14 protein-coding genes are annotated in these 24,861 nt (G+C 52.9%); 9 read left to right on the top strand and 5 right to left on the bottom strand.

All coding sequences use genetic code 11. From position 1 onward, the window contains the following. Positions 1-334 precede the first annotated feature (334 nt). The 8 genes from IE117_RS25925 (at position 335) to IE117_RS25890 (ending at position 14,935) form a co-directional block, all read left to right on the top strand. The gene (locus IE117_RS25925) at positions 335-925 is read left to right on the top strand and encodes an RNA polymerase sigma factor (protein ID WP_189569228.1); all 591 of its coding nucleotides are present in this window, start codon (positions 335-337) and stop codon (positions 923-925) included. A gap of 25 nt (positions 926-950) precedes the next feature. After that, entirely contained in the window at positions 951-1,844 is an 894-nt protein-coding gene (locus IE117_RS25920) for a hypothetical protein (RefSeq protein WP_189569225.1), read from the top strand. A 168-nt stretch (positions 1,845-2,012) separates the two neighbouring features. After that, positions 2,013-4,985, top strand: a complete 2,973-nt coding sequence (locus IE117_RS25915) for a hypothetical protein (RefSeq protein ID WP_189569222.1) — start codon at positions 2,013-2,015, stop codon at positions 4,983-4,985. 3 nt (positions 4,986-4,988) lie between these two features. Next, a complete protein-coding gene (locus tag IE117_RS25910; RefSeq protein WP_189569220.1) occupies positions 4,989-5,678 on the top strand; it encodes a hypothetical protein in 690 nt (229 codons plus the stop codon). Positions 5,679-5,722: 44 nt separating this feature from the next. Beyond that, a complete protein-coding gene (locus IE117_RS25905; protein ID WP_189569217.1) occupies positions 5,723-7,972 on the top strand; it encodes a caspase family protein in 2,250 nt (749 codons plus the stop codon). Positions 7,973-8,023: 51 nt separating this feature from the next. Beyond that, complete coding sequence (locus IE117_RS25900) at positions 8,024-13,417, top strand: penicillin-binding transpeptidase domain-containing protein (RefSeq protein ID WP_189569214.1); 5,394 nt, start codon at positions 8,024-8,026, stop codon at positions 13,415-13,417. Then, a complete protein-coding gene (locus tag IE117_RS25895) occupies positions 13,414-13,887 on the top strand; it encodes a hypothetical protein (protein WP_189569211.1) in 474 nt (157 codons plus the stop codon). Before IE117_RS25900 ends, IE117_RS25895 begins: the two co-directional genes overlap by 4 nt. A 454-nt stretch (positions 13,888-14,341) precedes the next feature. Then, positions 14,342-14,935 (top strand): hypothetical protein, encoded by a 594-nt coding sequence (locus IE117_RS25890; RefSeq protein WP_189569208.1) that lies wholly within the window; start codon positions 14,342-14,344, stop codon positions 14,933-14,935. Between the two features lie 87 nt (positions 14,936-15,022). Here IE117_RS25890 and IE117_RS25885 read toward each other — a convergent pair whose 3' ends face one another. From IE117_RS25885 to IE117_RS25865, 5 genes are all read right to left on the bottom strand, one after another. Next, on the bottom strand, positions 15,023-15,763 hold the full coding sequence (locus IE117_RS25885) for a M48 family metallopeptidase (protein WP_189569205.1): 741 nt from the start codon (positions 15,761-15,763) through the stop codon (positions 15,023-15,025). After that, positions 15,753-18,899 (bottom strand): type I restriction endonuclease subunit R, encoded by a 3,147-nt coding sequence (locus IE117_RS25880; protein ID WP_189569202.1) that lies wholly within the window; start codon positions 18,897-18,899, stop codon positions 15,753-15,755. The genes IE117_RS25885 and IE117_RS25880 overlap by 11 nt, the downstream gene beginning before the upstream one ends. A gap of 121 nt (positions 18,900-19,020) precedes the next feature. Continuing rightward, the gene (locus tag IE117_RS25875; protein ID WP_189569200.1) at positions 19,021-20,253 is read right to left on the bottom strand and encodes a restriction endonuclease subunit S; all 1,233 of its coding nucleotides are present in this window, start codon (positions 20,251-20,253) and stop codon (positions 19,021-19,023) included. A 53-nt stretch (positions 20,254-20,306) separates the two neighbouring features. Then, positions 20,307-21,335: a PDDEXK nuclease domain-containing protein gene (locus tag IE117_RS25870; RefSeq protein WP_189569197.1), complete on the bottom strand. Its 1,029-nt coding sequence runs from the start codon at positions 21,333-21,335 to the stop codon at positions 20,307-20,309. 126 nt (positions 21,336-21,461) lie between these two features. Then, a complete protein-coding gene (locus tag IE117_RS25865) occupies positions 21,462-23,906 on the bottom strand; it encodes a type I restriction-modification system subunit M (RefSeq protein ID WP_189569194.1) in 2,445 nt (814 codons plus the stop codon). Between the two features lie 646 nt (positions 23,907-24,552). On the opposite strand from IE117_RS25865, the gene IE117_RS25860 reads away from it, so the two are divergent. Then, entirely contained in the window at positions 24,553-24,741 is a 189-nt protein-coding gene (locus IE117_RS25860) for a recombinase family protein (RefSeq protein WP_189569191.1), read from the top strand. Positions 24,742-24,861: the final 120 nt, after the last annotated feature.

Raw genomic sequence — 24,861 nt, 5'->3', positions numbered from 1 at the left:
AACAAACATCATCGGTTTTTTGAAAAAAAAATTCGGGTGTTTGGTCGGGATGCTTCCTAAATTTCCGGGTCGGGGATTTTTGGCGGGGCTAAATGTAGGCGATTGGGACAATTGGGCCACCAATTGGCTCCGAAAACTTATCGAGTGAATGTACTAGCCGGAAGGCGATTGAGTAATTTTGCGTGATTTCGAATCTTCATTTTCCTGAATGGCAATGATATTTCGCCGAGAAATACGAATAGTGCAGGGAAAGCGGCAGGTGAAGTAGCAGGGGCTGTTCCGAATGACTTGGCCATTTGAAAACGAACACATAAAGTATAAACCGACAGAAGCAATGACCTCAGACAACTGCCAGGCTTACTACGGCGACAATGATTTATTCTACGAAGCTTTGAAATCAAAAGCATATAACGCCTGGACCTGCCTTCACCAGTGTTCCAATGCCTTTCTCAGCAGTGTGGGAAAACGCCTAGGCAATAGCCGACATCTTGAAGATCTGGACATCATGCAGGACGCCCAGATCAGGCTGTACATGAAGGTCGTGTACGAAAACTACTTTTTCCTGCCAGAGCGGAGAGCGTATCCCTTCTGTTCGGTGCTGCGGCGAATGTTTGTGAACCTATGCACGGATACATACCGAAAACACAAAAAATATTTCACCTCCGACGAGCTTGGGGAAGCCGAGAAAATGAAAACGCAATTGCCCAATCTCCTAGACGAAATAATTGACAAAGAAAAACTGAAAGCGATTGAGCGGTCGAAATCCGCCTTACTGACGCCAAGACAATTGGAGGCTTTCGACTGTATCGTCATAGAGGGACTGGCTTATGAAGAAACCGCCGAACGTATGGGGATTAGCGTACGGGCAGTCACCAACTTGATTTCCTTGGCCAGGAACATTCTGAGAGAACACTTTCAAAACTAACGACAAAGCTAAAACGACCTTACCCGTGGAAGAACTGACCGAAGAAGAATTGGCCCGAATCCTGGAAAATCTCAACGGCCATACCCCGAAAGCCGAAGCCCTGGCCTTTCGGGAACGCCGCAAAACTGACCCCGGCTGGGACGCCAAGGTCAGGGAAGTGGAAGAGATGCAGTACCAGCACCGCTACATCCAGGCCAGGAAAGAATTGGAAAAAATTTGGCGGAAAGACTCCGTGACTCCCGAAGTCGAACCCGAGCCGTTGCCCGTTCCCGTCCGTTCCCTCTGGCAGCGTCCCCAAACCTGGCTCGCCGCCGCTTCTGTGGTTCTTCTGCTGGGCTTCGGAATCTGGTTCGCCCTGAATTCTTCCCTCGACTCCGGCGATCAAGCGGGCAATAACCAAAATCCGCCCCTGGACACCTTTCCACAAAACGGCACCGTTCTACCTGAATTCACGGCCTCGGATGCCGCCGCCTACCACATTGCCCAGGTGCCACAGTTTGAGAATGTACCGCCGAAACTAGCCGACCAGGCCTTAGCCATCGCTATCGACGTTCAACGTCAGCAGGCCCTCGCCGAACTCCAAAAGATGAAAGCCGTTGGCCCGGCCAAGCCCTCTGACGGGCCGCTCTACGGCAGCGGCCAGGAGGACACCACACCTGATAATACGCTGTCGGCCAGGGAGGAGTCCTATCGCCAGTTGCTGCTCGGAATTGGGTATTTGAAAGAGAAAAAAGTGCCGGAAGCCTTACAGGTTTTGGGTTTAGTTAAGGATAAATCCCTGACGCAGGAGGCGCACTGGTACAAAGCCCTCGCTTACCTGCAAACCAACCAGAACGACTCCGCCCGCCGTGAACTGAAACAAATCACCGACAGCCGCTACCTGGTCGACGCCACCGAACTGCTTGAAAAGCTGCAATAGATAAAGTACACTAATTAACCCCTGTCCCGGCAGCCGGGCAGCCGTTGCTGAGAGGGGGCAGGGACGGTCGGCCGCAGCCGTGAGGTGATCAAAAATTATTTTCCCATTCCCCGATGACGTTTACCTCTACTTTGCGAATAGCAAGTAACGCCAACCACCTCCCGACGTATGAACGACATGATTACACCTTTCCAAAAAGAAAACCTCACCAAAGCCCTCGCCCTGTTCATCGAGGCCGTGCGGACGTACTTTATTCGGCTGCTGGTGCGGGAGTTCGGGGAAGACGAATGGATAGATCGTTATGAAGACCTGCTGAACCCGGACCACCGGGCCAGACTGGTCGAAAACCGGATCGGGAACTGGGACCCCGCCGACATGATCGACTACGCCAATCTGGCGAATTTCTGCTATAAATATCGCGAACTGCTTCGCCCGGATTTCCGCCGGGAAGCCAACGAGTGGGGAATCAACTTCAAGAAAATCAATGACCTCCGCAACCAGGCGAATCATTACAATTCCAACATCGCCAGGGATACGCTGGCGCAGTTTTGGATTCTGACGCGCTCCTTTGCCCGTCACACGGGAAATCAACCACTTTTCGACGCGCTCACGAACCTTGAAAACGCCCGGCCACCCGAAGAAAACGCCACCGCCACATCCGCCCCCAATAAGCCCGGCGAAGCGTCGCCCGGCACGGAAATCCCCCGCGCGGAGGTACCCAATGCTCACTATTTCCTGCCGATTCTGATTCGGGGGCAAAAGGCGCAGGTCATACACCTTTGCCCGGAGGATGAAACCAGCAACGCCTACCCGCGTGAGTTCCTCTATGAGCAGAACGCCGAGCAAATTCACCTATTCAGCCTGATTGAAGGCGCTTTTCAGGGCCGCACCTCAGCGGACCGCCACCAGATTTGCCGGATTCGGTCACTGGTCGTTGTGGGGAAAGATTTAGTCGTGGGGCTGGAAAAGGTCGATACTCCCGACGGAGCCACCGTGGAAACGCCTGGTAACATTTCAGTGCGAACCGACGCGACGGGCAAAAGCCAGGCGGTATACGTGACGGTCGGCGCGGCATTCGAGCGGATTATTTTTAATTTAAAAAATCAGGAAAAAAACTATCGGGGTGCGGTGAGAACGGCCTTTGCACCACCCGCCCAAATTGTCGATTTGGCGCTGGATTTCGGCTCAGAGGCCAGCCAGGTCGTGGTGCACCACCGCGAACACGTCGGCAAGCTGAACCGCAAGGAACTGGTGACGCTGATGCAGGAACGCTTTTTCGCCGACCTCAGCGGCCCGTTGCACCAGCAAGACCCTGACCCCGAGCTTTTCCGGTCGCAGGTCTTTGTACTGAAAGACAATGTGGTGATGGATCAGAACGCCATGCCCAACCAGTTCGAGGGGCAGGATTTGGTGCGGACGCTTACCGAAAAGGCGGAAATCGAAAATTTGAAAAATACCCACGCTCTTATTCCCAACTCCAAACTCGCACATTTGGGGGTTTATAATTTCAGGATCCACTACCGCGACCGCGACGCCAACCCCTACCGGGCCGAGGAAAGCGAGTTCAGCACTATCGTGCCGGACGTGCAGCAGACGGTCATCAATCACTTTCTGCACACGTTGCTGCACAACATTGACGCCCAGAAAAACGATCAGAAGGAGCGGTTTATCAATATCAAGTTTTTGGTACCCAATATTTTGGAACAAAGCCGCCTGACCCGGCTTGTCAACCAGACCTATCAGTTTTTCGACCAACCGGAAATAAGGCAAAGATACCACATCGGGGGCGTGGAAGTGACCACGCTGTCGGAAAGCGACGCTTCGTTCTTGGGGTACTGGAACCGCGCCAACATCCCGCAGCGCCACGCCAACTACCTGATCGTGGACGTCGGCAAGGGGACTACTGATTTCTCGATTATCAAAAGCAACCACGATTACCATCTCAGTTCAGAGTACCGGGCGGGGTTCATTGGGGCGGGCAACGTGATTACCTACGCGTTCATCGACACCATTCTGTCGGCGGTGCTGGGCGGGCCGGAGGCTTCTTGGGAGGAACGGCGGCGGTTGCTGAAAATCATCGCTTCCCCGCAAACGGACATCAGTGTCAAATATCACTTTCTGGAAATGGTGGAACGCATCAAGCACGACTTCCAGGGCGACAACACCAACCAAGGCTACCTCCAAGACCTCATCCCGGCCCAGACGGTCGAAGACATCCGCAAGCGTGTCAGAGAAAATACGGCCGTTTCGAGCCTACTTTTCGATATAGCCAAAGCCCTCGAAGAAGTACTCAAGCAGCAAAAAAGCATCCGCGACGAGTTCGGTTTCATCAACAACGCCGTGCAGAAAATCGTAGGCAAGCTGAAATACCAACTCGACCTCGCCGATACCGATTCGGTGGGCCGGAATTTTGAAAAACTAAATAGAATCTTGCTGACCGGACGGGGGTTTCTGTTCCGGAAACTGGTGGACGAGATGCGTCGAGAGTTGGGCGAAGGGCGCGGCAGCCGGGACCGCATCGTGATTCGGGAAAATCGGTCGGACCGCTCCAACGAACTCAAGAAGATTTGCCTGAGCGGGGCGTTCAGTGGACGCACCATCAATTACGACTCCAATCTGGTGGGTATTCCCAGCCTGCACACGCTCACCGAAGTGCGGACGCCGCAGGGTTCGTACACCCGGCGCACCATCCAGAAAGGCGCGGGCGACCCGACGCCCCGCACCCGTACCGATGCCCTGGGCGAGTACCTGCACAAGCTGTTCAAGGACGAGGACTACCACGACGACGAACCGGAAACCACCCCGCCGCCGTCCACCGACACGCTGCCGCCGCTGCTACAGTTCCTGACGCGGGGCGCGCAGTTCAGAGAGCGGTATGTCCCTAACATCCATGCCGTCCACATCAGCGGCGTGAAGTACCGCTGTGACTTGCTGCCCACTGGAGCGGCCATCGACCTGCTTTTCGACGGCGAGGAGTTCTGGCTGCGCACCGACCAGGGGCTGGCGGCCATCAGTTACCCGCTCGATTTTCTGGCTTCAGAACCAATGGTCTGGCAGACGCTTTTCCCGTTTTTCGATGCCGTGGCCGACGCCCAAACGCCCATTGACAACGCCCTGGCCGACTCCGATTCCGAAATTTGACCTATGGCATTCAAAAACAACCATCGAACCGCCGCCCTCCTGACCGCCCTGCTCGGTTTGGCGGGTTTGGTGTGCTACGTTTTCGGCGAACGTGGCATCTCGCTGCCCCGCTACTTTGTTTTTTGGCAGGAAATAGCTTTGGGCTGCTGGCTCGCAGCCAGTATTCTGGGTGTAGCAGGCTGGTCGCGCGGGAAAACGGAGGAAGAGGCTGAGACAAACGATGAGGCAACAGAAACTACCAATCCTGAGATACTTGAAGCAGACAGCGCCGCTGCTTTGGCTGCGGTGGGCGAAACGACCCAGGTTCACGCCTACGTCCGCAAGTTTTACGACCGCTACGGCTCGCTGTTCGAGGATTTGCAGACGCTGCCGCTACCGCCTAACGACACCGCCCGTGCGGTGGTGCTGCAAAAACTGGTCGAGATGGCACTCCACGCCCACAGTTTTGCCTACTACGGCATCATGGACCGCCTGGCCCAACTCGACCAAAGTCCTAACGCCCGGCTGCTGCTTGAAGACTGCCCGGCCAGCCGACTCCCGCACCGCCTTTTCACCACCGACGCCTACCAAACCGACGCCAAGTTTCGCGCCCTGTACGAAATCGTGAAAAGCGTCCCTATCCAAGAACTCGACGTGCTGCTGGAAGATCAAGTGTACGTGCCACCAGCGTTTTTTATGGTAAAAGAAAGCTAATCTGTGGCTGAATATTTTTGGTCAAAATAAAACCAACTAACCCAATGAAACGACTCATCCCGCTGCTGCTCTTATCCTTTACCCTTGCCCACGCCCAGGAAAAAAGGCTTGGCATCGGCAAACTTCCGATGGGTACCGAACGCCGTGCGGCGGTCATTTTCGCAAATCAGAATTACTTCGACAACGCATATGATTTGAAAAATACCTACAACGATGCTCATGATATCGAAGCCACCCTCAAACGTATGGGCTTCGATATCATTTCTTCTAAAGTTGATTTGACACATCAAAATTTCAACGATGAGATGGAAAAGGTATCACGAGAGTTAAAAGGAAAAGGGTATCAGGTGGTATTTTTCTATTACTCTGGCCATGGTTCTGAATATGATGGAGAAAATTATCTTATTCCTACGGATGTTAGAGTAAATTACATTAAGGACATCCCAAGAGAATGTTTTCCACTCAGTAAGGTTTTTGAAGCATTTACCAATGCTGATATAAAAACAAGTATTCTAGCATTGGATGCATGTCGATCCTTACCAAGATATATAAAAGGGAGACTTCCTGAGGGACTTGTTATCCCCAAAGACAACCCTTCTGGTACGTTCACTTTCTATGCTGCCAAGTCAAGAGAAAGTGCTTGGGAAAATCCTGATGGACGAAATAGTTATTTTACACAAGAACTGCTCAAGTATCTCCCACAGCCAGATCTAACTCTTACCCAGATTCACTACAAAACTCGTCAAGGGGTGAAAACCATTACGAAGGATCAGCAAGAACCCATGTTTCTTAGTGATCTAGAAAACGAATTTGTACTTCTAAAAAGTAATGCCTCTGCTGATGTTTTCAAAACAGCACAGGAAATAAAAATACTGGCGCAAAAAGGAATAGAATCATATCAAAAAAAGCAATTTTCGAACGCCTTGCCTTATCTAGAAGAAGCTGCTAGGCTAGGAGATCCTGATGCGCAAAATATGCTGGGAGAAATGTTCTATTATGGGCACTCGATAACACTAAATTATACGCAAGCTACCAATTGGTATAGGAAATCTGCTGAGCAAGGTCATCCTGAAGCACAGTACAATCTGGGGTATGTATATTCCTACGGAAAGGGCGTAAATCAAGATGATGCAGAGTCGGCCAAATGGTACGAAGAGGCTGCCAAGCAAGGCAATCCTATCGCTCAGAACATTGTTGGAACATTATATGAAAATGGTAAAGGCGTGAAACAAGACTACAACAAAGCAGTCGATTGGTATAGAAGATCCGCCTTACAAAAGAATGCTGACTCACAAAACAAGCTAGGACTTATGTATTACAATGGTAAAGGCGTAACAAAAAATATCGCTCAAGCGGCAGAGTGGTTTCGTTTTGCTGCCGACCAAGATAATGTGAATGCACAGTATAATTTAGGCTACATATATTCATTTGGTAATTACAAATCTCCAATAGAATCAGCAAAATGGTATAAGAAAGCTGCTGAGCAGGGCCATATTGCTGCTCAGAAAAATTTAGGTGAAATGTACGAGAACGGTCAAGGTGTGGAGAAAGATTATGACCAAGCGTTCAAATGGTATAAGATAGTTGCCGAACAAGGTGACGATCATATAGAGAACAAACTGGGTGATATGTACAAATATGGGCAAGGCATAAAACAGGATTACGAGCAAGCAGTTGGCTGGTATGGAAAATCTGCAGAGAAAGGAAATATTCTTGCTGAAGAGAACTTGGGTGAGATGTACTATTATGGCAGAGGTGTCAAGCAAAGCTATACCCAAGCTATAAACTGGTATCAAAAGGCTGCTAATCGTGGTAGTGCTGAAGCAGCATTTATTCTAGGCAACATTTACGATAATGGCAAAGGTGTAAGCCAAGATTATAATAAGGCGGCAAAATGGTATCAAATGTCTGCAGAGAAAGGAAAGTCATTGGCCCAGAGCAACTTGGGCGAGCTATACTATTTCGGTAGAGGCGTAAAGCAAAACTACTCTCAGGCGGCAGAGTGGTACAGGAAGGCAGCCGAGAATGGTAATGCCAGAGGACAAATTAACTTAGGATACATGTATTCGCATGGTAAAGGGGTAGAACAGGACTACACTAATGCAGCTAAGTGGTACAAAGAGGCCGCAGATCAAAAGAACGACATAGGTCAAAGTAATATTGGATATCTGTATGAAAACGGATATGGGGTTAAAAGAGATGAAAAGATTGCCATTGATTACTACCAAAAAGCAGCGCAGCAAGGAAACGAAGAAGCACAAAAAGCCTTAACCCGCCTAAAAAAAACCTGGTGATGTCTCCCTCATTTCTGCGAATAGCCATTATACCAACCTCTCCCTCCTCCCGTGACTAAAAAGCTACGCTACCAAATCGCCGCCATCACTCTAGGTATTTTGGGGCTGATTTTGCTCCTCAACTTCTTAAGCCTGGCCGTTTTCCTGGCCATCAGCGTGTTGCTGGTAGCGCGACTGGCCTGGGTGGATTTTCGGGTTGAGGAAGCCCCGCTGGGCGAGCAGCGTAGTCGGCTGGCGACGCAGAAGGTGCTGCACGCGCTGAGCCTGACGGTGGCGGGCGTGGCGGCGGCTTTTACGCTTTACAACTACTGGGCGGCCCCGCCGCGAATTTTCAAAAATGCCGACCACCACGTGGTCGGTCACTTGGGCTACGACTTCGGGCGCGCCCTCCGGCTGGTCAGCGAACGGGAGCCGCAGCGGGCTCTATGGGATCGAAAACTCGGCGAGTTGAACGTGACGACCAATCCCACCGAAAACAGCTTCACGTTGCGGGGTGAGCGATTTTTTGAACCCATTTATTTCAAAAAAGACGACCGCTACGTCTTGGCTAACGATGCCGGAGCCAATCGCTTCGACAGCACCCTCAGCGCGGAATTTGGCGGCGGGCGGCGGCTCACGCTCTGGGTACAGAACCGCGACCGGGAAAACGTCAGCTACCGGTACCAATACGCCGACGCCGACAGCAGCTACGCGCCGCTCGACCTCCCCTTCGACCGCGTCATCCGCACGGGCATTTCTCTGCGCGATTTGCTCAGTCGCAATCCCGTCGCCGCGCCAGACTTCGGGGCGGTACTGGCCTTGCTGGGCGACACCTATTTGGTTCGGGAAGAATATTTGCTCCAAAAAAATGGTAGCCAAAACACCTCGCCACTACGGTTGTTCCCGTCGCGCGTCTGGGCCGATTCGGTCGTGGCCCTGAGCGTGGATGGCACCGCCGTGGCGTTGGCGCGTCGGCCCGCGTTCGACTTGCCGCTCGCGGCGGGGCAGTCGTTTTACGTCGGCTTGCGCACCAAGCGTACCACGACCTACTTCCTGCGGCGGGAGGGCGAACGGGCCGCGCTGTACCTGGGTTTCCCAGAACGCCACTACCTGCGCAGTTCGGAAGCCGACGAGGAGACGCTTTTCCTGACCTCCTCCGGCCACCACATCACCAACACCACGCTGCTGGCGGGACTGCTGTTCGACGGCCCCACTCGCGACGACAACCGCAACCATCTCACCGCCAACCTCAGCTACGCCACCGGGCCGACCACCCAAAAAATGCGCTTCCGCGTGGTGAACGAAGTGCAACAAAACGACCTTGACCCCGGCCTCGCCCTGCAAACCGCCCAGGCCGGCGATACCCTGCGGATGGCGACCACCGGACTGGCCACCGACCCCCGGCACGATGTCCGCTGGATTCTGGCCGTCGAGGATCTCAAAGCCACCAACGGACTGCCGTGGGGGGCGTTGCTAAGCTATATTTTGGGTTTCACGGTGCTAGCCCTGCTTTCGGTGCAGCTCACGCCACTCGACCGCATCCGCAATAGTTTCAAAGTGGAAGTGGGCGTGTATTTGGCTTTGCTGGCTTTCATGACGGTCAGGACAGTGATTCTGTGGCGGGCCGTTACTTTCGTTCCCCTCGACGACGCCACAGCCACCGACTACGAAACCCTGCGCGGATTAAGAACCTATTTTTGGTACCAGATTTATTTCACGTTGGCCTTTTTCGGCGTTATTCTGGGGTACAAGCTCTGGGTCTTCCGCTGGCATCGTCCACTGCCCGCTTCACCTCGTTGGCGATGGTTTCAAACTGCCTGGATGCCCTATTTGCTTTTTGGCCTGTACGGGCTGGTCGGGTTGAAAAATGTGGGTAGTTTGGAACGGCTGATGAGCGTCCTGGTACCCGTCGCGACCTATTTTCTGATTGATTTCGTGTTCCAGCGGCGGGCGGTGGCCCGCCACGAGTACGCGGTACAATCGCCCGAGTACCGCTTTGTCCGGAAGCTAAACTGGTTGGCGGCCCTCGGGGCTTTCACGCTGGGCGACGCGGGTTTCGCTATCATTTTCCTGGTCTTTTCCCTGCTTTACTGGTACCTGCGCAAAGAGGCATTTCCCGACCACCGCCTGAGTTCCCAACGCTTTACCCACAAAATCTTGCGCCAGCTATCGAATTATCGACTTATTCTGATTCCGCTGCTGCTGTTGGCGTTCATCGGCTTTTCGCCGCTGATTTTGTCTTTTTTATTCAGAAATGTCCTGATTTCGGTGGAGTTGCTACTGGGCGTGGCGGTGCTGCTGGCGTGGCGGGAAACGTACTTGTCGCGACGGGTCAGGCTGCTGGCGGCGGGGATTCTGCTGGGGGCGATGGGGCTGGCTTTTGCCCTGCAACCCCGTCTGGAAGCTCTGGCCCAAAGCAAAAACCGGATGCTATACCGCGCCGAGGTGCGCTTTCGGACGGCGGACGATATCATCGCCGCCGAGCAGTTCAATCTAGGCAACGACCGCCGTCTGCTCAACGCCGCCCAGAACCAATGGTTTATCAATTATTTTTACGAGAAAGGCGAGTTCAACCTCTACAATTATTTCCGGCGCGTGCCGCATTTCCAGCAAGGGTCGTCGTACCTGACACAGATTTCGGACCTGGTGTCGGTGCGCTACGTCATCGCCGAACACTCGGAATGGGTGCTGGTCGGGCTGATTCTGTTGCTGGGGTTGCTCACGTTCCTTTCGGTCAGGAACCGGATGCCGTTCCACGCCTTCACCCGCCTGCGAGCGCAACTGCTCTGTTTCCTGTTCGCGCTGTCGTTCACGATTTGGCTCGCCGCCTCCGACCGCATGGTCTTTGTGGGTCAGGATTTCCCTCTCCTCAGCCTGAACAGTCTGCTGACATTACTCGTGGGTTTCGGGCTGCTCCTGCTGGTGGTGCTAGCGGGCTACGGGGAGGCCTCTGTCACGGAAACTGAGGTGACTCACCGCACTTTCGAGTTCAAGGGGGCGCGGCAGTTTGGCTACCGGGCCGTGTTATTGGTGCTGATTTTCGCCGTAGGTTCCTTCTTTTTGACCAATAAAAATGTCCGCCGTTTCGACTTGAACCAAACGGTTTCACGTCTGGAAAAAACTTTCGACGGCCTGAATTCAGTTTTCGAGCTTTACCAAAAAGACGTACGCTCCGCCCGAAAAATGACCCCGGCGGAACTGGTGCGGGGCTTCGATGTGTACCTGCAAAAGGAGGATAAGAATTTCTTTGCCGACAAGCCCTTCGAGCGTAGTGCCTACGACGCCTTCCGCGACCGTTACGTGCAGGTCAACTCGCCCGAGCAACTCGTGCATTTGCGCAAGAATGAGGACGGACTGTACGAGTTCGCGGTGAATGGCTTCTTCTACAACGTCAACAGCCCCGATGTCTATCAAAATTCCTGGCGTGGCCATTTGACCTCGGCTTCGGTGCACAAGTCGCTGTCCATCGGGAGTTTGACCAGTGAGGCACGCAGCGTCCGCCTCGATACCGGAAGACTGGTGACCGACCTGAGTGCGTTTTTGGCGAACAAAAACCTGCTCGACAAGAACGAAAATCTCAACCTCCGCCTCAGTCTAGTGCCGGCGGGTTGGACGCGCGACTCCCTGCCCGTGTTGCTGCTGGGAAGGACGCAGGGCGAAGAAAGAAAAACCCGCAGCGGTTTCTTGATAAAAAACGGCACCGAAGTCATCTCCGCCGACCAAACCCGTCACGCTTTGTCGCTGCGGGCCAATGATGTCCTGCACTTGCAGCCGATGGCCCCGGCGGGCAAGCCTTCCCGGCTGGTGTCCCTGAAAGTAGCGCAGAAAACGGGGGAATACCTAGCCAAAAACAGTTGGATCAATGGCCGTCCCCAGCATTACTACCCGTTGCGCGAACGTTCGTTGTGGACCTATTACTTCACCAATCTGGTCAAAAGCAGCTACGATTTGCGGCCCGAATTGTGGAATGCCAACGTGCAAACCACCCTCGATCCCATCCTGTCGCGCCAGATTTATGACCGCATGGAAAGATATTTCCAGCCTTCTGCCGCCAACGAAAAACGGGGCTTCAGCTTGGTGGTGCTGGACAGCGAGGGGCGCATCCGGGCGTTGAGCGATTACAAGACCGACCCTAAAGCGCGGCTGGATCCCAACCGGATGAACGAATACGCCGACCTGTTCGAGCAGCTTTACCTCGACCCATCCAGCTACAACGATCGCAACCTGTTCGGCAACCGCTGCCTGGTTCGGATGCCCAATGGCCCGGCCTCGACCTTCAAGCCCATTCTTTACGGGGCCGTTACTTCGCAGTACGACCTCGGCTGGCCCAAGCTGCTATTCGGCGGCATTGGCAACTATCCCAGGCAGTCCGCCGGGGGTACTGATAAGCTTATCCGGCACTTTGGCGGGCGCAAAATGCGGCTCACCGTGGGGAGCGACAATTTGGGGGAACACGATAACCTGTTCTATATCAGCCATTCTACCAACACCTACAACAGCATGATGGTGTTTTTAGGCTCCCTCACGCCCACCCAGATGGGCCAGGTCGCGCGCGGATTGCGAGACCGCAGTCCCTCCGCTTACCTGCGGCCAGGCGCCCACCCCACGCAATCCGAACTCAACTTTCCCCTCATCAAGTACGACCAGCATACCTACCGTCTCGACCAGATGCCTGACTGGGACCAGAAGGCTTCGTTGCTGGCCACGGGCTTGTCCCAAAACTTCCGGTTGCCCCTGAGCCAGGAGGCCGAACGCGACCCGGAGGCGGCCAAAGACCGCAACCTGGCCCCCGGCCTGGACGACGAAAAATTCAACGCCTCCGGCAGCTCCTATAAATTGTGGAGCTTCCCCGAACCTTCGCACCTCTACCTTGTGGACCGGAAGGAAAACACCCAAAACGCTATTCCGCAAATCGCGATGGGCGCGTATCCAATCACCGTCACACCGCTCAAAATGGCGGAGATGGCGGCCAGTTTGTTCAGCTTCAACGCTCGCTATCACGCCAGTATTCTGGCCGATACTCCCCGCCCTGCGGGCTATTTTTCGGTGGGCAAAACCTGGGGGCAGGAGGCGCGTCTGCTGTCGTTCTATTCCCAAAATCTGTTCAAGGCCATGAATCTTGCGGTGGAATCGGGAACAGCCCGATTTTTGCAGGGAATCGCCGCCCCTGGCTACCATCTCTACGCCAAAACCGGCACCATCAGCGGCGACCGAAGCGGGGGCGCGTTCAGGGACAAAAACCTGCTGCTCGTTATAAGCCAGAAACCACTGCACGACCAGCCGCTGAACACCAAAACCATGCGGGACAACAAATTCTACGTCCTCTACTTTTCATTTTACAGCGACGCTTCCTCCTCGGGCGCGTGGAGCGACGACGCCAAACGAACGGCACGTGACTTGGTCAATTACATCCAGGAATCGGATGACTTTAAATATCTAATGGAAGAGAAAAAGAAAATCTTATGAAAAGAAATTCACAAATAGAGCGCGTTTCCCAGTTGGCTGTATTGGCTGTTCTGGCGATAGCGGCGGTTTTTCTTCTGTGGTCGGCCAGGGGAACGGATGCGCCCGTTCGTTCTGATAAAATATTGGTAGCAGATTCGCTGGATACCGAAAGACAATTAATCGAAGTACGGGCTGATTCGCTGGTGAAACTGCTTCAAAGAATTAAAAATAATAACGCGGATATTTTCACTTTCACATTGAGCGAGCAAACGTTGATAATTTCTTGCCTGCCTGAGCGGCAGGTGGCTTTCAATCAGCTTTTTCTCAACGATGCCAGCCTGTCGGCTTACACCCGAATAGAAAACACGCAGCTAACTATCGACACGGAAGGTTATTCTTTTTCTGTTCCGGTCCATGCGTTTCAGGGAGTTGCGTTTATCGAGCTTCCCGTCGATATAGTACAGAGTATATTGTTGTCGCAAGAGTCTTGAATGGCCAATGAAAAACGACTGGACATTTTCGTTATTCGACGATCAGCTACGGGCAAAAGGCAATTTCTACGAATTGGCCAGCGATTCGCTTTATGCGTCGGTACGGTGCATTTCGGGCGGCTACAAATCCTTTGCCGCTTCGTTCGGAACGCCGCGACCGTTCGACGCGGCCACTTTCAACCAAGCCCTAGAAAAGGCATTTCTGGATTACCGCGCGAGCTACACCGAGCAGAAACACGCTGAATTCGAAGGTGAAAACGACTCTATTGTCCGCCGTTTCGCGCAGGTACTGATCGACGCCAAAGGCATCCTAACTGCCTATACGTACAGTGGGTGTACAGTGCTGCTCAGGCGGAACGGTGAAACAATCGTCCTGAAATCGGAAAGCTATCCTTGCCAGCCGGGCGACCTAATCCTCATCAATTTAGAAGGAGAATCATCCACGCAAAGCCGATTGGAAAGCGGAAACCTGGATTCGACAGGGAGCGATTATCCGGTTTTGATATTGGCAATAAATAATCCGGAATTTGGTAATGAAAAAGAGCAGGAGAAAACCATCTCTGACGAAGAGTCGGTTTCAGTACCTGATAAACCAAGTCAAGACGATACAGAAAGTATCAGTAGTGAACCAGCGTATTTAGCTGGCAATGAATCGCCGAATCGAGAATCTGCTATTTCCAATACGCCAAAAATTCGGTCAAAAAAAATTCTCTTTTTGGCGGCAATGCTATTCGTATTTATTTTAGGATTTAGTGGCTATCACTATTTAAAAAATAATGGCACGAGCGTCAATACATTAAATTCTGATTCTAAAAAACCAAAAAACGATAAAGAAATTTCCAGAATAGAGGATTATTTGAGCAAGTCTCTACTGGCACTCCAAAACGGCAAAATTGACTCGGCCGAAGCTCTTTTGTCAACCGCCGAAAGATACTATTCGGATACTTTGAAATCAAGATTGACCAACGACCCCAAAATACAGGAAATAGATCAAGAATTGAGAAACCGACGGGGGCGGTTGGAAAATTTCAAAAAGACTGATTTCTGATAGTGACTGGTCCACTTGAATTCGATTGTTTCGCGTCTCTGGACTTACTAGTAATCATCTAACTATTTTTTAGTTAGTCCGCTCCCCTCAATACCCCCACTCCTCATGCCGTACCGGCAGCTTGTTCAGCTCCGCCTTCAATTGCCGCCAATGGGGCAGAAAGCGGTCCATGTAGGCCAAGAAAACCTCGTTATGGTGCCGTTCCAGCAGGTGCACCATTTCGTGAACAATGATGTATTCGAGGCAAGAGGCGGGCTTTTTGACCAATTCGAGGTTCAAGCGGATCTTCTTTTGGTCGGGATTGCAGGAGCCCCAACGGGTTTTCATCTGCCGTACCTGCCAGCCATTGACCTGGACGTCCATGATCTGCTCCCATTTTTCGATTAGGGCCGGGATTTGCTTTTTGAGCTGGGTTCGGTACCAACGGGTCATGAGGGCATGACGTTTTTCGAGAGTTGTGCCCGGTCGGACGTAGAGCTCAATCCAGGTTTTATTTTTCAGTATTACTTTGGGCCATCCTTCCGCTTCGACGATATGGAGCAGGTATCTTTTCCCCTGGTAGTAGTGACTCTCGCGTTCTTTATATTCACGGGGCGGCAGGCGTTCCTGCCCGGCAAACTGTCGCTGTTGCCGTCGGATCCAGCTGAGCTTGGATATGGCGAACAGTCGGATGGCGTCGTCTTTGACTAGGAAGGGAGCCGCAATCCGCACCCGTCCCATGGGAGGGTACACCGCCAGGTGGATGTTCTTGATGTCCTTCCGCACGATGTCAATCGTGATGTTGCTGACGGTGATCTGCTCGGTGCCGGCAGGTGTTTTAGTATTCATTCTTGTGCTTCATGACTAGCTCCAGCACAAAATCTGCGCTGGGCTCTTCTACTTCGTATTTGTCCAGCACTCCCTCGATGGCGTATTTGACGGCTTTGGTTTTTTGGGGGTTACTGCGCCAGCCGTCTTTTTTAGTCGTCTTTATCTTCTGGTCAAGGTCGTTGGTCAGGGCTTCATTTTTGCCAATATTATCATAGAATGCCCTTTTGGCTTCGGTATTGACCGTGGTCGGATAGGCATTGGTACTTTCCGGCTTGGTTACCTTGCCGGCCAGGGCGATCATCCGCTTCAGGTACTCTTGGTATTCCATGGTGGCTTCCTTGCGCAACTGGATGAGTTCTTTCAGCAGGGTGCTCATCTTTTCGTAGTAAGCCGGGTTAGCCAGGCTTTCCTCGATGATAACCCGCCGCAGGTTGTTTTCGATGGTTTCGGCCATGGCTTTCTCATTCTTGCGCATGGACTCCGGCAGGTTCTTCAGGCCATCTTCGCCTTCCTTGACCAATAGCTCTACCAAACTGAAATCATCGAAGTTGGCCAGCATCCGGCTTTCTTCGGCTCCGATATAGCTGTCCAGTAGGTGCCGCATGGCAGGTTCGTACTGCTTTAAGTCGATGTAGTCGCCGCTTTTTAGCTGGATTTCCTTCCGCAGGTTTTCAAAGTGCTTTACTTCGGACTGGATGGTTTCGATTTCCTTTTCGCTGTATCCGGCCTCCTTCATCTCATCGGCGATGTTGGCGTAGGCCCGAATCAGCGCGATGGTGAGTTTGTACAAGGCGACGCGTTGGGGTTCGGTGTCTTTGAGGTCTTCGGGATTGCTGGGATCACCACAGAAGTAATGCTGGTGCTCAAGATCACCTTTCGGTGGCTCCACTACCTCACACAGCGCTTTGATCGCTTCCAGGGCGTTGTCCAGGCGCTCCCGGCCACTGGTCAGGCGGCTTTTTAGCAGCCCTTCGATGTCGGCTTTTTCGTAGCTGCCGAAGGCGTCGGTGGTGAAGTCGTTAAAGGCCTGTTCGAGGCTATTGAACAAATCCATATAATCCACGATATAGCCGTAGTCCTTGTCGTCGCCGTCCAGGCGGTTGACGCGGCAGACGGCCTGAAACAGGCCGTGGTCACGGAGCTTCTTGTCGATGTACAAATACGTGGCCGACGGCGCATCGAAGCCGGTGAGCAGTTTGTTGACGACGATCAACAGCTTCATCTGAGCGGGTTCGTCCACGAATTTCTTCTTGACCTGCTTCTCGAATTCGTCCACTTTGTTGATGGCCGTGTCGGGATCTTCGTTGAAGTAGTCGGCCAGCATCCGTCGGTAGATCTCATACCGCTGCAATTTCTCGGTGTACCCCTCCCCCGTTTCCTCGCCCTTGATGTCGGCGTGGGTAGGAACGAAGGAGGTCACGATAGCCACGTTTTTCAGGCCCGCCTGGCGAAACAGCTCATAGTAGCGGCAGGCATTGTAGATGCTGTCCGATACCAGCAGGGCGTTTCCCCGGCCATTTTGCAGGCGCTCTTTCCGCGCCATGTCCAGCATCATATCCATCACGATTTTTTCCAGGCGTGACTTGGAGCTGAACACCTTCTTCAAGGTACCCCACTTTTGTTTCAGTTCGGCTTTGGCGAAGTCGGTCAGGCCGCGGGTTTTGAGCTCGAACCATTCGTCGATCCGTTCCGCCGAGCGGATGTTCTGCTCGATGTCGCGGGCTTCGTAGCGCAGGTCCAGCACCACTTTATCCTGCACGGCCTCGTTGAATTTGTAAGTATGGATGTAGCGCCCGAACACTTCCAGGCTGGTCTGCTTGTCGGATTTGAGCAGGGGGGTACCCGTAAAACCGATGAACAGCGCCTCGGGCAGAAACTGCTTCATGGCCTGGTGCAGCTTGCCGGTCTGGGTGCGGTGGCATTCGTCCACGAACACGTACAGGTCGCCTTTGGCCTTGAAGTCCGACGGGATGCTCCGGCGCAGGTCGGCCAGGTAGCTTTCCATGTCTTTTTCGTCCACTTCCTCCTTGCCGGCAAACTTGTGGATGAGCGAACACAGCAGCCAGGGCGAGGGAGCATTGAGCTGGGCCAGCAGGTCGCGCCCGCTCGTGGTGCGGTAGATGCTTTCATTCACCCCCAGGTACACTTTTTCGATCTGTTCGTCGAGTTCCTCGCGGTCGGTGATGATGAGTACCCGGCCGTTGGGGTTGTACTCCCTAATCCACTTGGTGAGCCACACCATGGTCAGGCTCTTGCCGCTGCCCTGCGTGTGCCACAGGATGCCCCCCTCGCGGCGATGGATGAAATCCTGCGCGGCTTTGATGCCAAAGTACTGGTTGGGACGGCAGAGCTTCTTCTGGCCGCGGTCGTAGACGATGAAGTCGTGCAGGATTTCCAGGAAACGGTTCTTGTGCAGCAGCTCCACCACGTTGCGGTCCAGCGGGTAGTCGTAGCGGGCGGTACGCTCGCGCAGGGGGCGGGTGAGTTGCAGCAGGTACGGGTGGTCCTTGTTGGTTTCCTCGCTCACTTCCTTCCATTTCAGGAAGTACTTCTCCTTGGTGTCGATGGCGGCGTAGGCCAGGCCCTCGGTGTCGCTGCCGGCCATGACCAGCTGGACGGTGGAGTAGAAGTTTTTGATGAAGATCTGCTTCTGGTTGTCCAGGTTCTGGCGGATGCCCTCGGAGATGGACACGGTGCTACGTTTGAGTTCCAACACGCCCAGGGCGATGCCGTTGACGTACACTACCAGGTCGGGTCGCTTTTTGTGTTTGCCCTGAATGCTCACTTCTTCGGCGACCGCAAAGTCGTTGGCCTCCGGGTGCTCCCAGTCGATGAGCCAGACGGTCTGGCGGTTTTGCCCGATTTCGGCCTGAACGTTTACGCCATACCGTAAGAGCGAATACACTTCTTTGTTGACGTCATAAAGCGACTTACTTTGGTCGTTGGCTACCTTGACCAGCTCGTAGAGGGCTTTGGTGATGAGTACGGGGCTGTATCCCTGCTGGCTAAGGTACTTTGTCAGCAGGTCTTCTTCGATGTGGCTGTTGTTGGCACGATCCTCCCAATTGCCCAGGTTGCGATAGCCGAGTTCATGCTGGAACAGCCGGACGAGGCGGTTCTGGGTCTCCCGTTCAATTTTGCCGACTTTACTCATTGGTTTTGTGGTGTGTTGAAGGGTTTAGGAGGGTTTTATTGTCTACACGCTGCGTAGACAATTCGATTTAGGACTTCGACGGCAATTGTCGCGACAGTATAGCGATGATTCAACCACCCGCTCATACCAGCCTGATTTTTCCTGTGAGCAGATTCTGCATCATGCCCTGTTTCACGCGTTGGTACTTGGCCAGCTTCTTTTCCAGAAGCTCTATTTCCGAGTCCATATCGGAAAGGGTTTGGGCTATTTCGAGTTGCACTTCTTTGGTAGGAGGAACACAAAGCTCAATTGATCTTAATTTATTGGGACTAATCTCTAAGAAGGTACTTCCACTGGCATTTTGTATTAGCAAAGGCTTAATTGTAAGGGTTAAATAGTATAAGAATTCATTATAGTATCCTGGTTTTGCGATCAAAGATTGAAACCCCTGATTGGTACAACCCTCTAACATTAATATACTTATATCTCCTATACTTGCTCTGCTTGTCAAAAGTATAGCACCAATTGGTAAAATTTTTGCTGAACTATTTGTAAGACCTTCTTTTGAAATTTTTCTTACACTTTCATAGGTGTATTTCTTATCACCAATTTCAGTAGGAGTGAACCAGTTCACATCGCCCTTCCAATAACTTGAATTGAACGAACTAGGTGTACCGCCACCAACAACTTCTGCCACTTCCCCCAACCGCTTCACCTCCCACCCCTCTTTGGGTTTGAGCAGCTCCTGCATGGTACCTTGCTTGATGGCCCGCTTCTTGGCGATGAGTTTTTCCAGTTGGGTAATGAGCGCATCGGCATCGTTCAGGGCCGTGGCAATGGCCGTTTGCTCAGATAGAGGAGGATAAGGAATCAACATTTTGATCATATCACCTACATTGATATGCTTCATTGTTGATCCTGTTTCTATTTCTTTTAGTCTTCTTCTTCCAACAGAAAAATTAAAATAATAGCTATAAAAAAATGGTTCTGCTGTATTTTTCTTAAAACGAGTTATGATTAGAGCATGACAATTTGCTCCAACTAGTTGCTCTGGTACTACCGTGGTTACTCCTATATCACCAGTTTGAACTGTTAATAAATCTCCCTTTTTAAGACTAGATTTCTCATGTTTACTATGGAAATCATTCGTAACCCTCTTTATTCCATTAAAATTGAAAGCGTTTTCTTCGACATTATATCCTTGAATATATAATACACCATGATCAAAGTCTGTGTAATGGGTTTTAACAATCCCAACAAACCCGTTTGTCATTAGAGACGTTAAATCGGCGATGAGTCTGACCCCCCAATCACTTGGAATTCTTCCCACTTCCGTTTCCTTAAACGCTGCTTGTATTTCAGTACTTTCTACCATGTCAGGCTATTAATGTATTTTTCTGTTTTCAAAATTTGGGCTATCTTAATGTATCAACTACTCAACTTCTGGCGGGCAATCTCGATTGCTTTATGCAGCCGGTCTTGCAGCACGCTTTGTGAGGGAAGCGCGGTCAGGTAATCCGCTACCCGTATATTGCTTTGATCCAGCTGCATCAGTTCGATGTGTTCCTCGTTTTTGCCCGTGCATAGTATGAGGCCGATGGGGGTACTCTCGCCTTCCACCCGTTCGTGCTTTTCCAGGTACCTCAGGTATAGCTCCATTTGCCCCTTGTAGGCCGCTTCAAACTCACCTATTTTCAGATCGATGGCCACCAGGCATTTGAGGCGGCGGTGGTAAAATAGCAGGTCGATGTAGTAGTCGCGGTGGTCGATCGTGATGCGCTTCTGTCGGGCCAGGAACGCAAAGTCGCTGCCCAGCTCCGTGAGGAAGCGCTGCAGCTCCACGATGATGGAGGTTTCCAGATCCTTCTCGGAGTAGGTATCCGCCATGCCCAGAAAATCCAGCAGATAGGGGTCACGAAACACCAGATCAGGCGATAGCTGCTGCTCGTCGCGCAGCAGGGCCAGGTCGTTCAGGATCGTTTCTTCGGGCTTGCGGCTGATAGCAGTCCGCTCATAGAGCATCGACTGGATACGCTCCCGGAAGGTTCGCACGCTCCACCGTTCGTGAATACAGATTTCCAGGTAAAAAGCGCGTTTTACCGGATCATCCAGGTAGATGACCAGTCGCAAATGCGACCAGGTCAATTGTCTACACAGTGTGTATACAATTTGTTCATCGGGAAAAACGGCGGCAAACTGCATGCATTGCCGGAGTTGCTTTTCGCCCCAGCCTTTGCCATACTCCTCGGTGAGCTGCCTGGCCAGGGACTTGACCACCTGCTGTCCGTATTCGGCGCGTTCGTTGCCGAGCACGTCCTGGTTGATGCGCCTGCCCACATTCCAGTACAGGAGGGTAAGCTCGGCATTGATGGCCAGGGCCACTTTGTGGCGGCTCTGCTCGATCAGTTGCTTCACGTCGGTGGTAACGGACGCAAGGGGCGATAGATTTTCGTTCATGGGTGCTTTCTTTCCGGGGCCGGTAGCTTCAAATTGTCTTCTTTTGACCGAATTTCAATTCGCCAGACGCCGCCTGGCGAATTGGCTCTTTACCGTAATCTGTGTTAATTCACGATAAGAAAATCCTCAGAACCCCATCGCCGCCAAATGGCCCTTTACCCGCTGCTCGATTTCTTCCACGTCGGTTTCCAACTCGGGCAGCGGCGTTTCGTAGCGTTCGGCCAGCTCGCGGATGCGCTGCGTGAGGCGGTGGCTGATGTTGTCCATCTCGGTACCGATGCGCTCTTCCAGGGTACGCATCCACTTCTGCTCCACCACCACGGTTTTTATTTCGTCGATGGATAGCCGGGGGTACTGGTCGATCACATCCCGCTCCAGCTCGATGCGGGCTAGTTTGATGCGGTCCTGCACCTTCTTTTCGGCCTCCATGGCTTTACGGTAGGTTTGCAGCATATCGTACTCGTCGGCGGTATCGGCGGTGCGCTTGCCCAGCTCCTTGATGGCTTTGGCCAGGTTGCCCTTGCTGATCTTGCCTTTGTCATCGGTGGCGTTGGTTAGCAGGCCGTCCTCGCCGCCGTGCTCTTCGCGCAGCTCGTCCATGGTTGCGTTCAGGCTCTCGGCCTCGGCTTCCAGTGCGTCGATGGCGGCTTGCTCGGTGGCAAAGTACTCCTGTACCATCAGCGCGGGCGGAATCAACTGGCCTTCCAGTCCTTCCAGGCCGGGGATAGGTTTCTGGATTTCCTTATCGCCCTTTTTAGTAGTTTTCATCAGGCGCTTCACCACTTTGCCGGCCGCCCAGCCGTCGGCGGTTAGTTCGTAAAAGTCGTCCTGCATGGTTTCTGCCCAGTAGTCCATCAGATGCTGGTAGATGGCGTAAGGATCGGTGAGGGGGCGGTTGGCATACTGCCGCAGCAGCTGCTCCGACAACCGGTGAATCTCGGTCTTGGGGTGTAGGCCCTTGTCCAGCGCTTTGGCGTAGTCTACGGTGCGGGTCTTCCACTCGTCAAAAACGGCCACCATTTGCGCCCCGAAGGCCGTAAACTCCGGATGCTGAAAAATGGCATGCTTGATGTCGGCAATGGGTTGGTTGAGCTGATAGTAGTTGGGCCGGGAAGGCATGATCGAAAACAGCTCCGCTTTGAGGGAAGGGTACACGGTCCAGTACTTCTGCAAGGCATCCACGTCGCGCTTGGGGATACCACCCAGCAGGTGGGCGGCGATGTCCTGCACGTCTTCTTCCTGCTGGCTGTCGATGTAGCGGGGAATATTGAGGTTGTAGTCGTTCTTGGAATCAGCGATTTCGTCCAGCGGAATACTCCGCGAATACCCCGGAATCTCGATCCGCTGGTTGAAGGTATCCACCATGCGGTGAATGTCCTGCTCACGCAGGCGGTTCTTGTTCCCGTCCTTGATAAAGCCCCGGCTGGCGTCGATCATGAAAATGTGGGTACGGCGGGGGGCGTCTTCCTTGTCGATCACGATGAGCGAAGCCGCAATGCCCGTACCGTAGAACAGGTTAGGCGGCAGGCCGATGATGCCCTTGATGTAGCCCCGCTGAATCAGCTTCTTACGGATGTCCGACTCAGCATTGCCCCGGAACAGTACGCCCAGCGGCAGAACGATGCAGGCCTTGCCCTTGGATTTGAGCGACTTGATCAGGTGCAGCAGGAAGGCGAAGTCGCCGTTCTTCTTAGGCGGCGCAGCATCGTAGCCGTCGAACCGGCTGTAAACGTCGTTGGCAGGGTCCAGGCCGTTCATCCAGGACTTGTAGCTGAATGGCGGGTTGGCCACGGCATAGTCGAAGGTCTTTAGCTCGCTGTTGTCGGCGTCGGTAAACTGCGGCGACGCCAGCGTATTGCCCTGCCGGATGTCGGCGTCGGCGTTGCCGTGCAGCCACATGTTCATCACGGCCAGGGCGCGGGTGGCGTTGTCGTTTTCCTGTCCGTAGATCGTAATGCCGTGCGGGGATTCATCGGCGGCTTTCAAAAGTAAAGAACCCGAACCACAGGTGGGATCATAAATGGTCTCGGCCTGGCTTTGTGACTTCTCAATGCTGATGACCTTCGCCATAATTCGCGACACTTCCGAGGGCGTGTAAAACTGGCCCTTGCTCTTACCGCTCTCGGTGGCAAAGTGGCGCATCAGGTACTCGTAGGCGTCGCCCAGCAGGTCGTCGTTTTCGGCGCGGTTGTCGCTGAAATCGAGTTCGGGCTTCTGAAAAATAGCCACCAGGTTGGTCAGTCGGTCGACCATTTCCTTGCCCCGGCCCAGTTTTTCGGGGTCATTGAAGTCCGCCACGGTAATGATCCCCGTCAGGCTATTGGCTTCGGCAAAGGCGCCGATGATCTTGTTGATTTTATCGCCGATGTCCGGCTGGCCCTTCTGTCGGACCATGTCAGCGAAGCTGGCCCCGGCAGGAAGTTCGATCATAGGATCCTGCTTATCGGAGACATACTTCATGAACAGCATCACCAGCACGTAGTCTTTGTACTGGCTGGCGTCCATGCTGCCCCGCAGCTCGTCGCAACTTGCCCACAGGGAACTATATAATTCAGATTTTTTAACGGCCATGGATTGTGGAAAGTGAGTTGGGTTTTAGTTGGGGGGATTCCTAATAGCAAAGATAGGTTTCTCGAAGAGTTACCCGTGCCCTTAGGAGTAATACCAGTTGTATTTCGCCTGGAAATACCGGGTGTGATCGGTGGACATACCCCGAGAAATACCCAGAGAGCCCCCGTAATTCCTCAAAAATACCCCTGGCAATACCTGCTCGGGCGGCGTTAGGCCGAATCCCAGCCCTCAGGCAGGGGTATTCCCTACCGGATAAAAACATATCCTGGGTATTCGTAGGCCTAGGGGAAATGGGGACGGGTCATGACTCAACTGGAATTCCCCGGAAAATACCTTGGGTATTTCATCCAGCAACTGCGAGGGGGTGCGATGGTATTTCCAAGAGACCAAGGTGATGACCGCCCCAAATATCTTAACTATCCCTAAGTATCCCTAGGTAAAGACTGGCGTCGATCTCACGAAAATTTTTATCGAAGTGGCTTATTACAAAATTCATAAATCCTGGGTATGACTGGTCCAACAAGCCATACCTTTCTGAACCCCGCATGGGGGGGTCAGAAAGGTATGGCCTCAAAAACAGGGTCCAGAAAGTAGATTCAGGTGCAATTCGTGCTTTTCTTTGATGAACCTAACTTGTTGAGCCTTTATGAACCGGATTTTCGGATATGCCAGGGTTTCGGCTGCTGATCAGAATACCGACACCCAACTTGACGCCTTACAACGTCACGGTTGTGACCGCATCTTTGAGGAGAAGATCAGCGGCATGGCCACGCAGCGGCCCGCGCTGGATGAAATGCTATCGCTCCTGCGAGCGGGCGAGACGGTGGTACATTGAGAACGAACTACCGCCAGCCGGGCTACATGAAGTCGCTCGGTGGCTGATCGGGCAGCCTGCGCCGCTTTCCGGTTTGTAGTTCACGCACCACCTTGAGTGCCGCCCCGAAGTCATCGCCCG

Source organism: Persicitalea jodogahamensis, assembly GCF_014651615.1.
GTDB classification, from domain to species: domain Bacteria; phylum Bacteroidota; class Bacteroidia; order Cytophagales; family Spirosomataceae; genus Persicitalea; species Persicitalea jodogahamensis.
This window is presented reverse-complemented; position numbering and strand designations above follow the sequence as displayed.

Bases quoted from the DNA above. Each gene is read 5' to 3' on its own strand.
- IE117_RS25860 (WP_189569191.1), top strand. From the start codon at position 24,553: ATGAACCGGATTTTCGGATATGCCAGGGTTTCGGCTGCTGATCAGAAT.
- IE117_RS25880 (WP_189569202.1), bottom strand. From the start codon at position 18,899: ATGAGTAAAGTCGGCAAAATTGAACGGGAGACCCAGAACCGCCTCGTC.
- IE117_RS25895 (WP_189569211.1), top strand. From the start codon at position 13,414: ATGAAAAGAAATTCACAAATAGAGCGCGTTTCCCAGTTGGCTGTATTG.
- IE117_RS25905 (WP_189569217.1), top strand. From the start codon at position 5,723: ATGAAACGACTCATCCCGCTGCTGCTCTTATCCTTTACCCTTGCCCAC.
- IE117_RS25865 (WP_189569194.1), bottom strand. From the start codon at position 23,906: ATGGCCGTTAAAAAATCTGAATTATATAGTTCCCTGTGGGCAAGTTGC.
- IE117_RS25875 (WP_189569200.1), bottom strand. From the start codon at position 20,253: ATGGTAGAAAGTACTGAAATACAAGCAGCGTTTAAGGAAACGGAAGTG.
- IE117_RS25885 (WP_189569205.1), bottom strand. From the start codon at position 15,763: ATGAATACTAAAACACCTGCCGGCACCGAGCAGATCACCGTCAGCAAC.
- IE117_RS25915 (WP_189569222.1), top strand. From the start codon at position 2,013: ATGAACGACATGATTACACCTTTCCAAAAAGAAAACCTCACCAAAGCC.
- IE117_RS25870 (WP_189569197.1), bottom strand. From the start codon at position 21,335: ATGAACGAAAATCTATCGCCCCTTGCGTCCGTTACCACCGACGTGAAG.
- IE117_RS25925 (WP_189569228.1), top strand. From the start codon at position 335: ATGACCTCAGACAACTGCCAGGCTTACTACGGCGACAATGATTTATTC.
- IE117_RS25910 (WP_189569220.1), top strand. From the start codon at position 4,989: ATGGCATTCAAAAACAACCATCGAACCGCCGCCCTCCTGACCGCCCTG.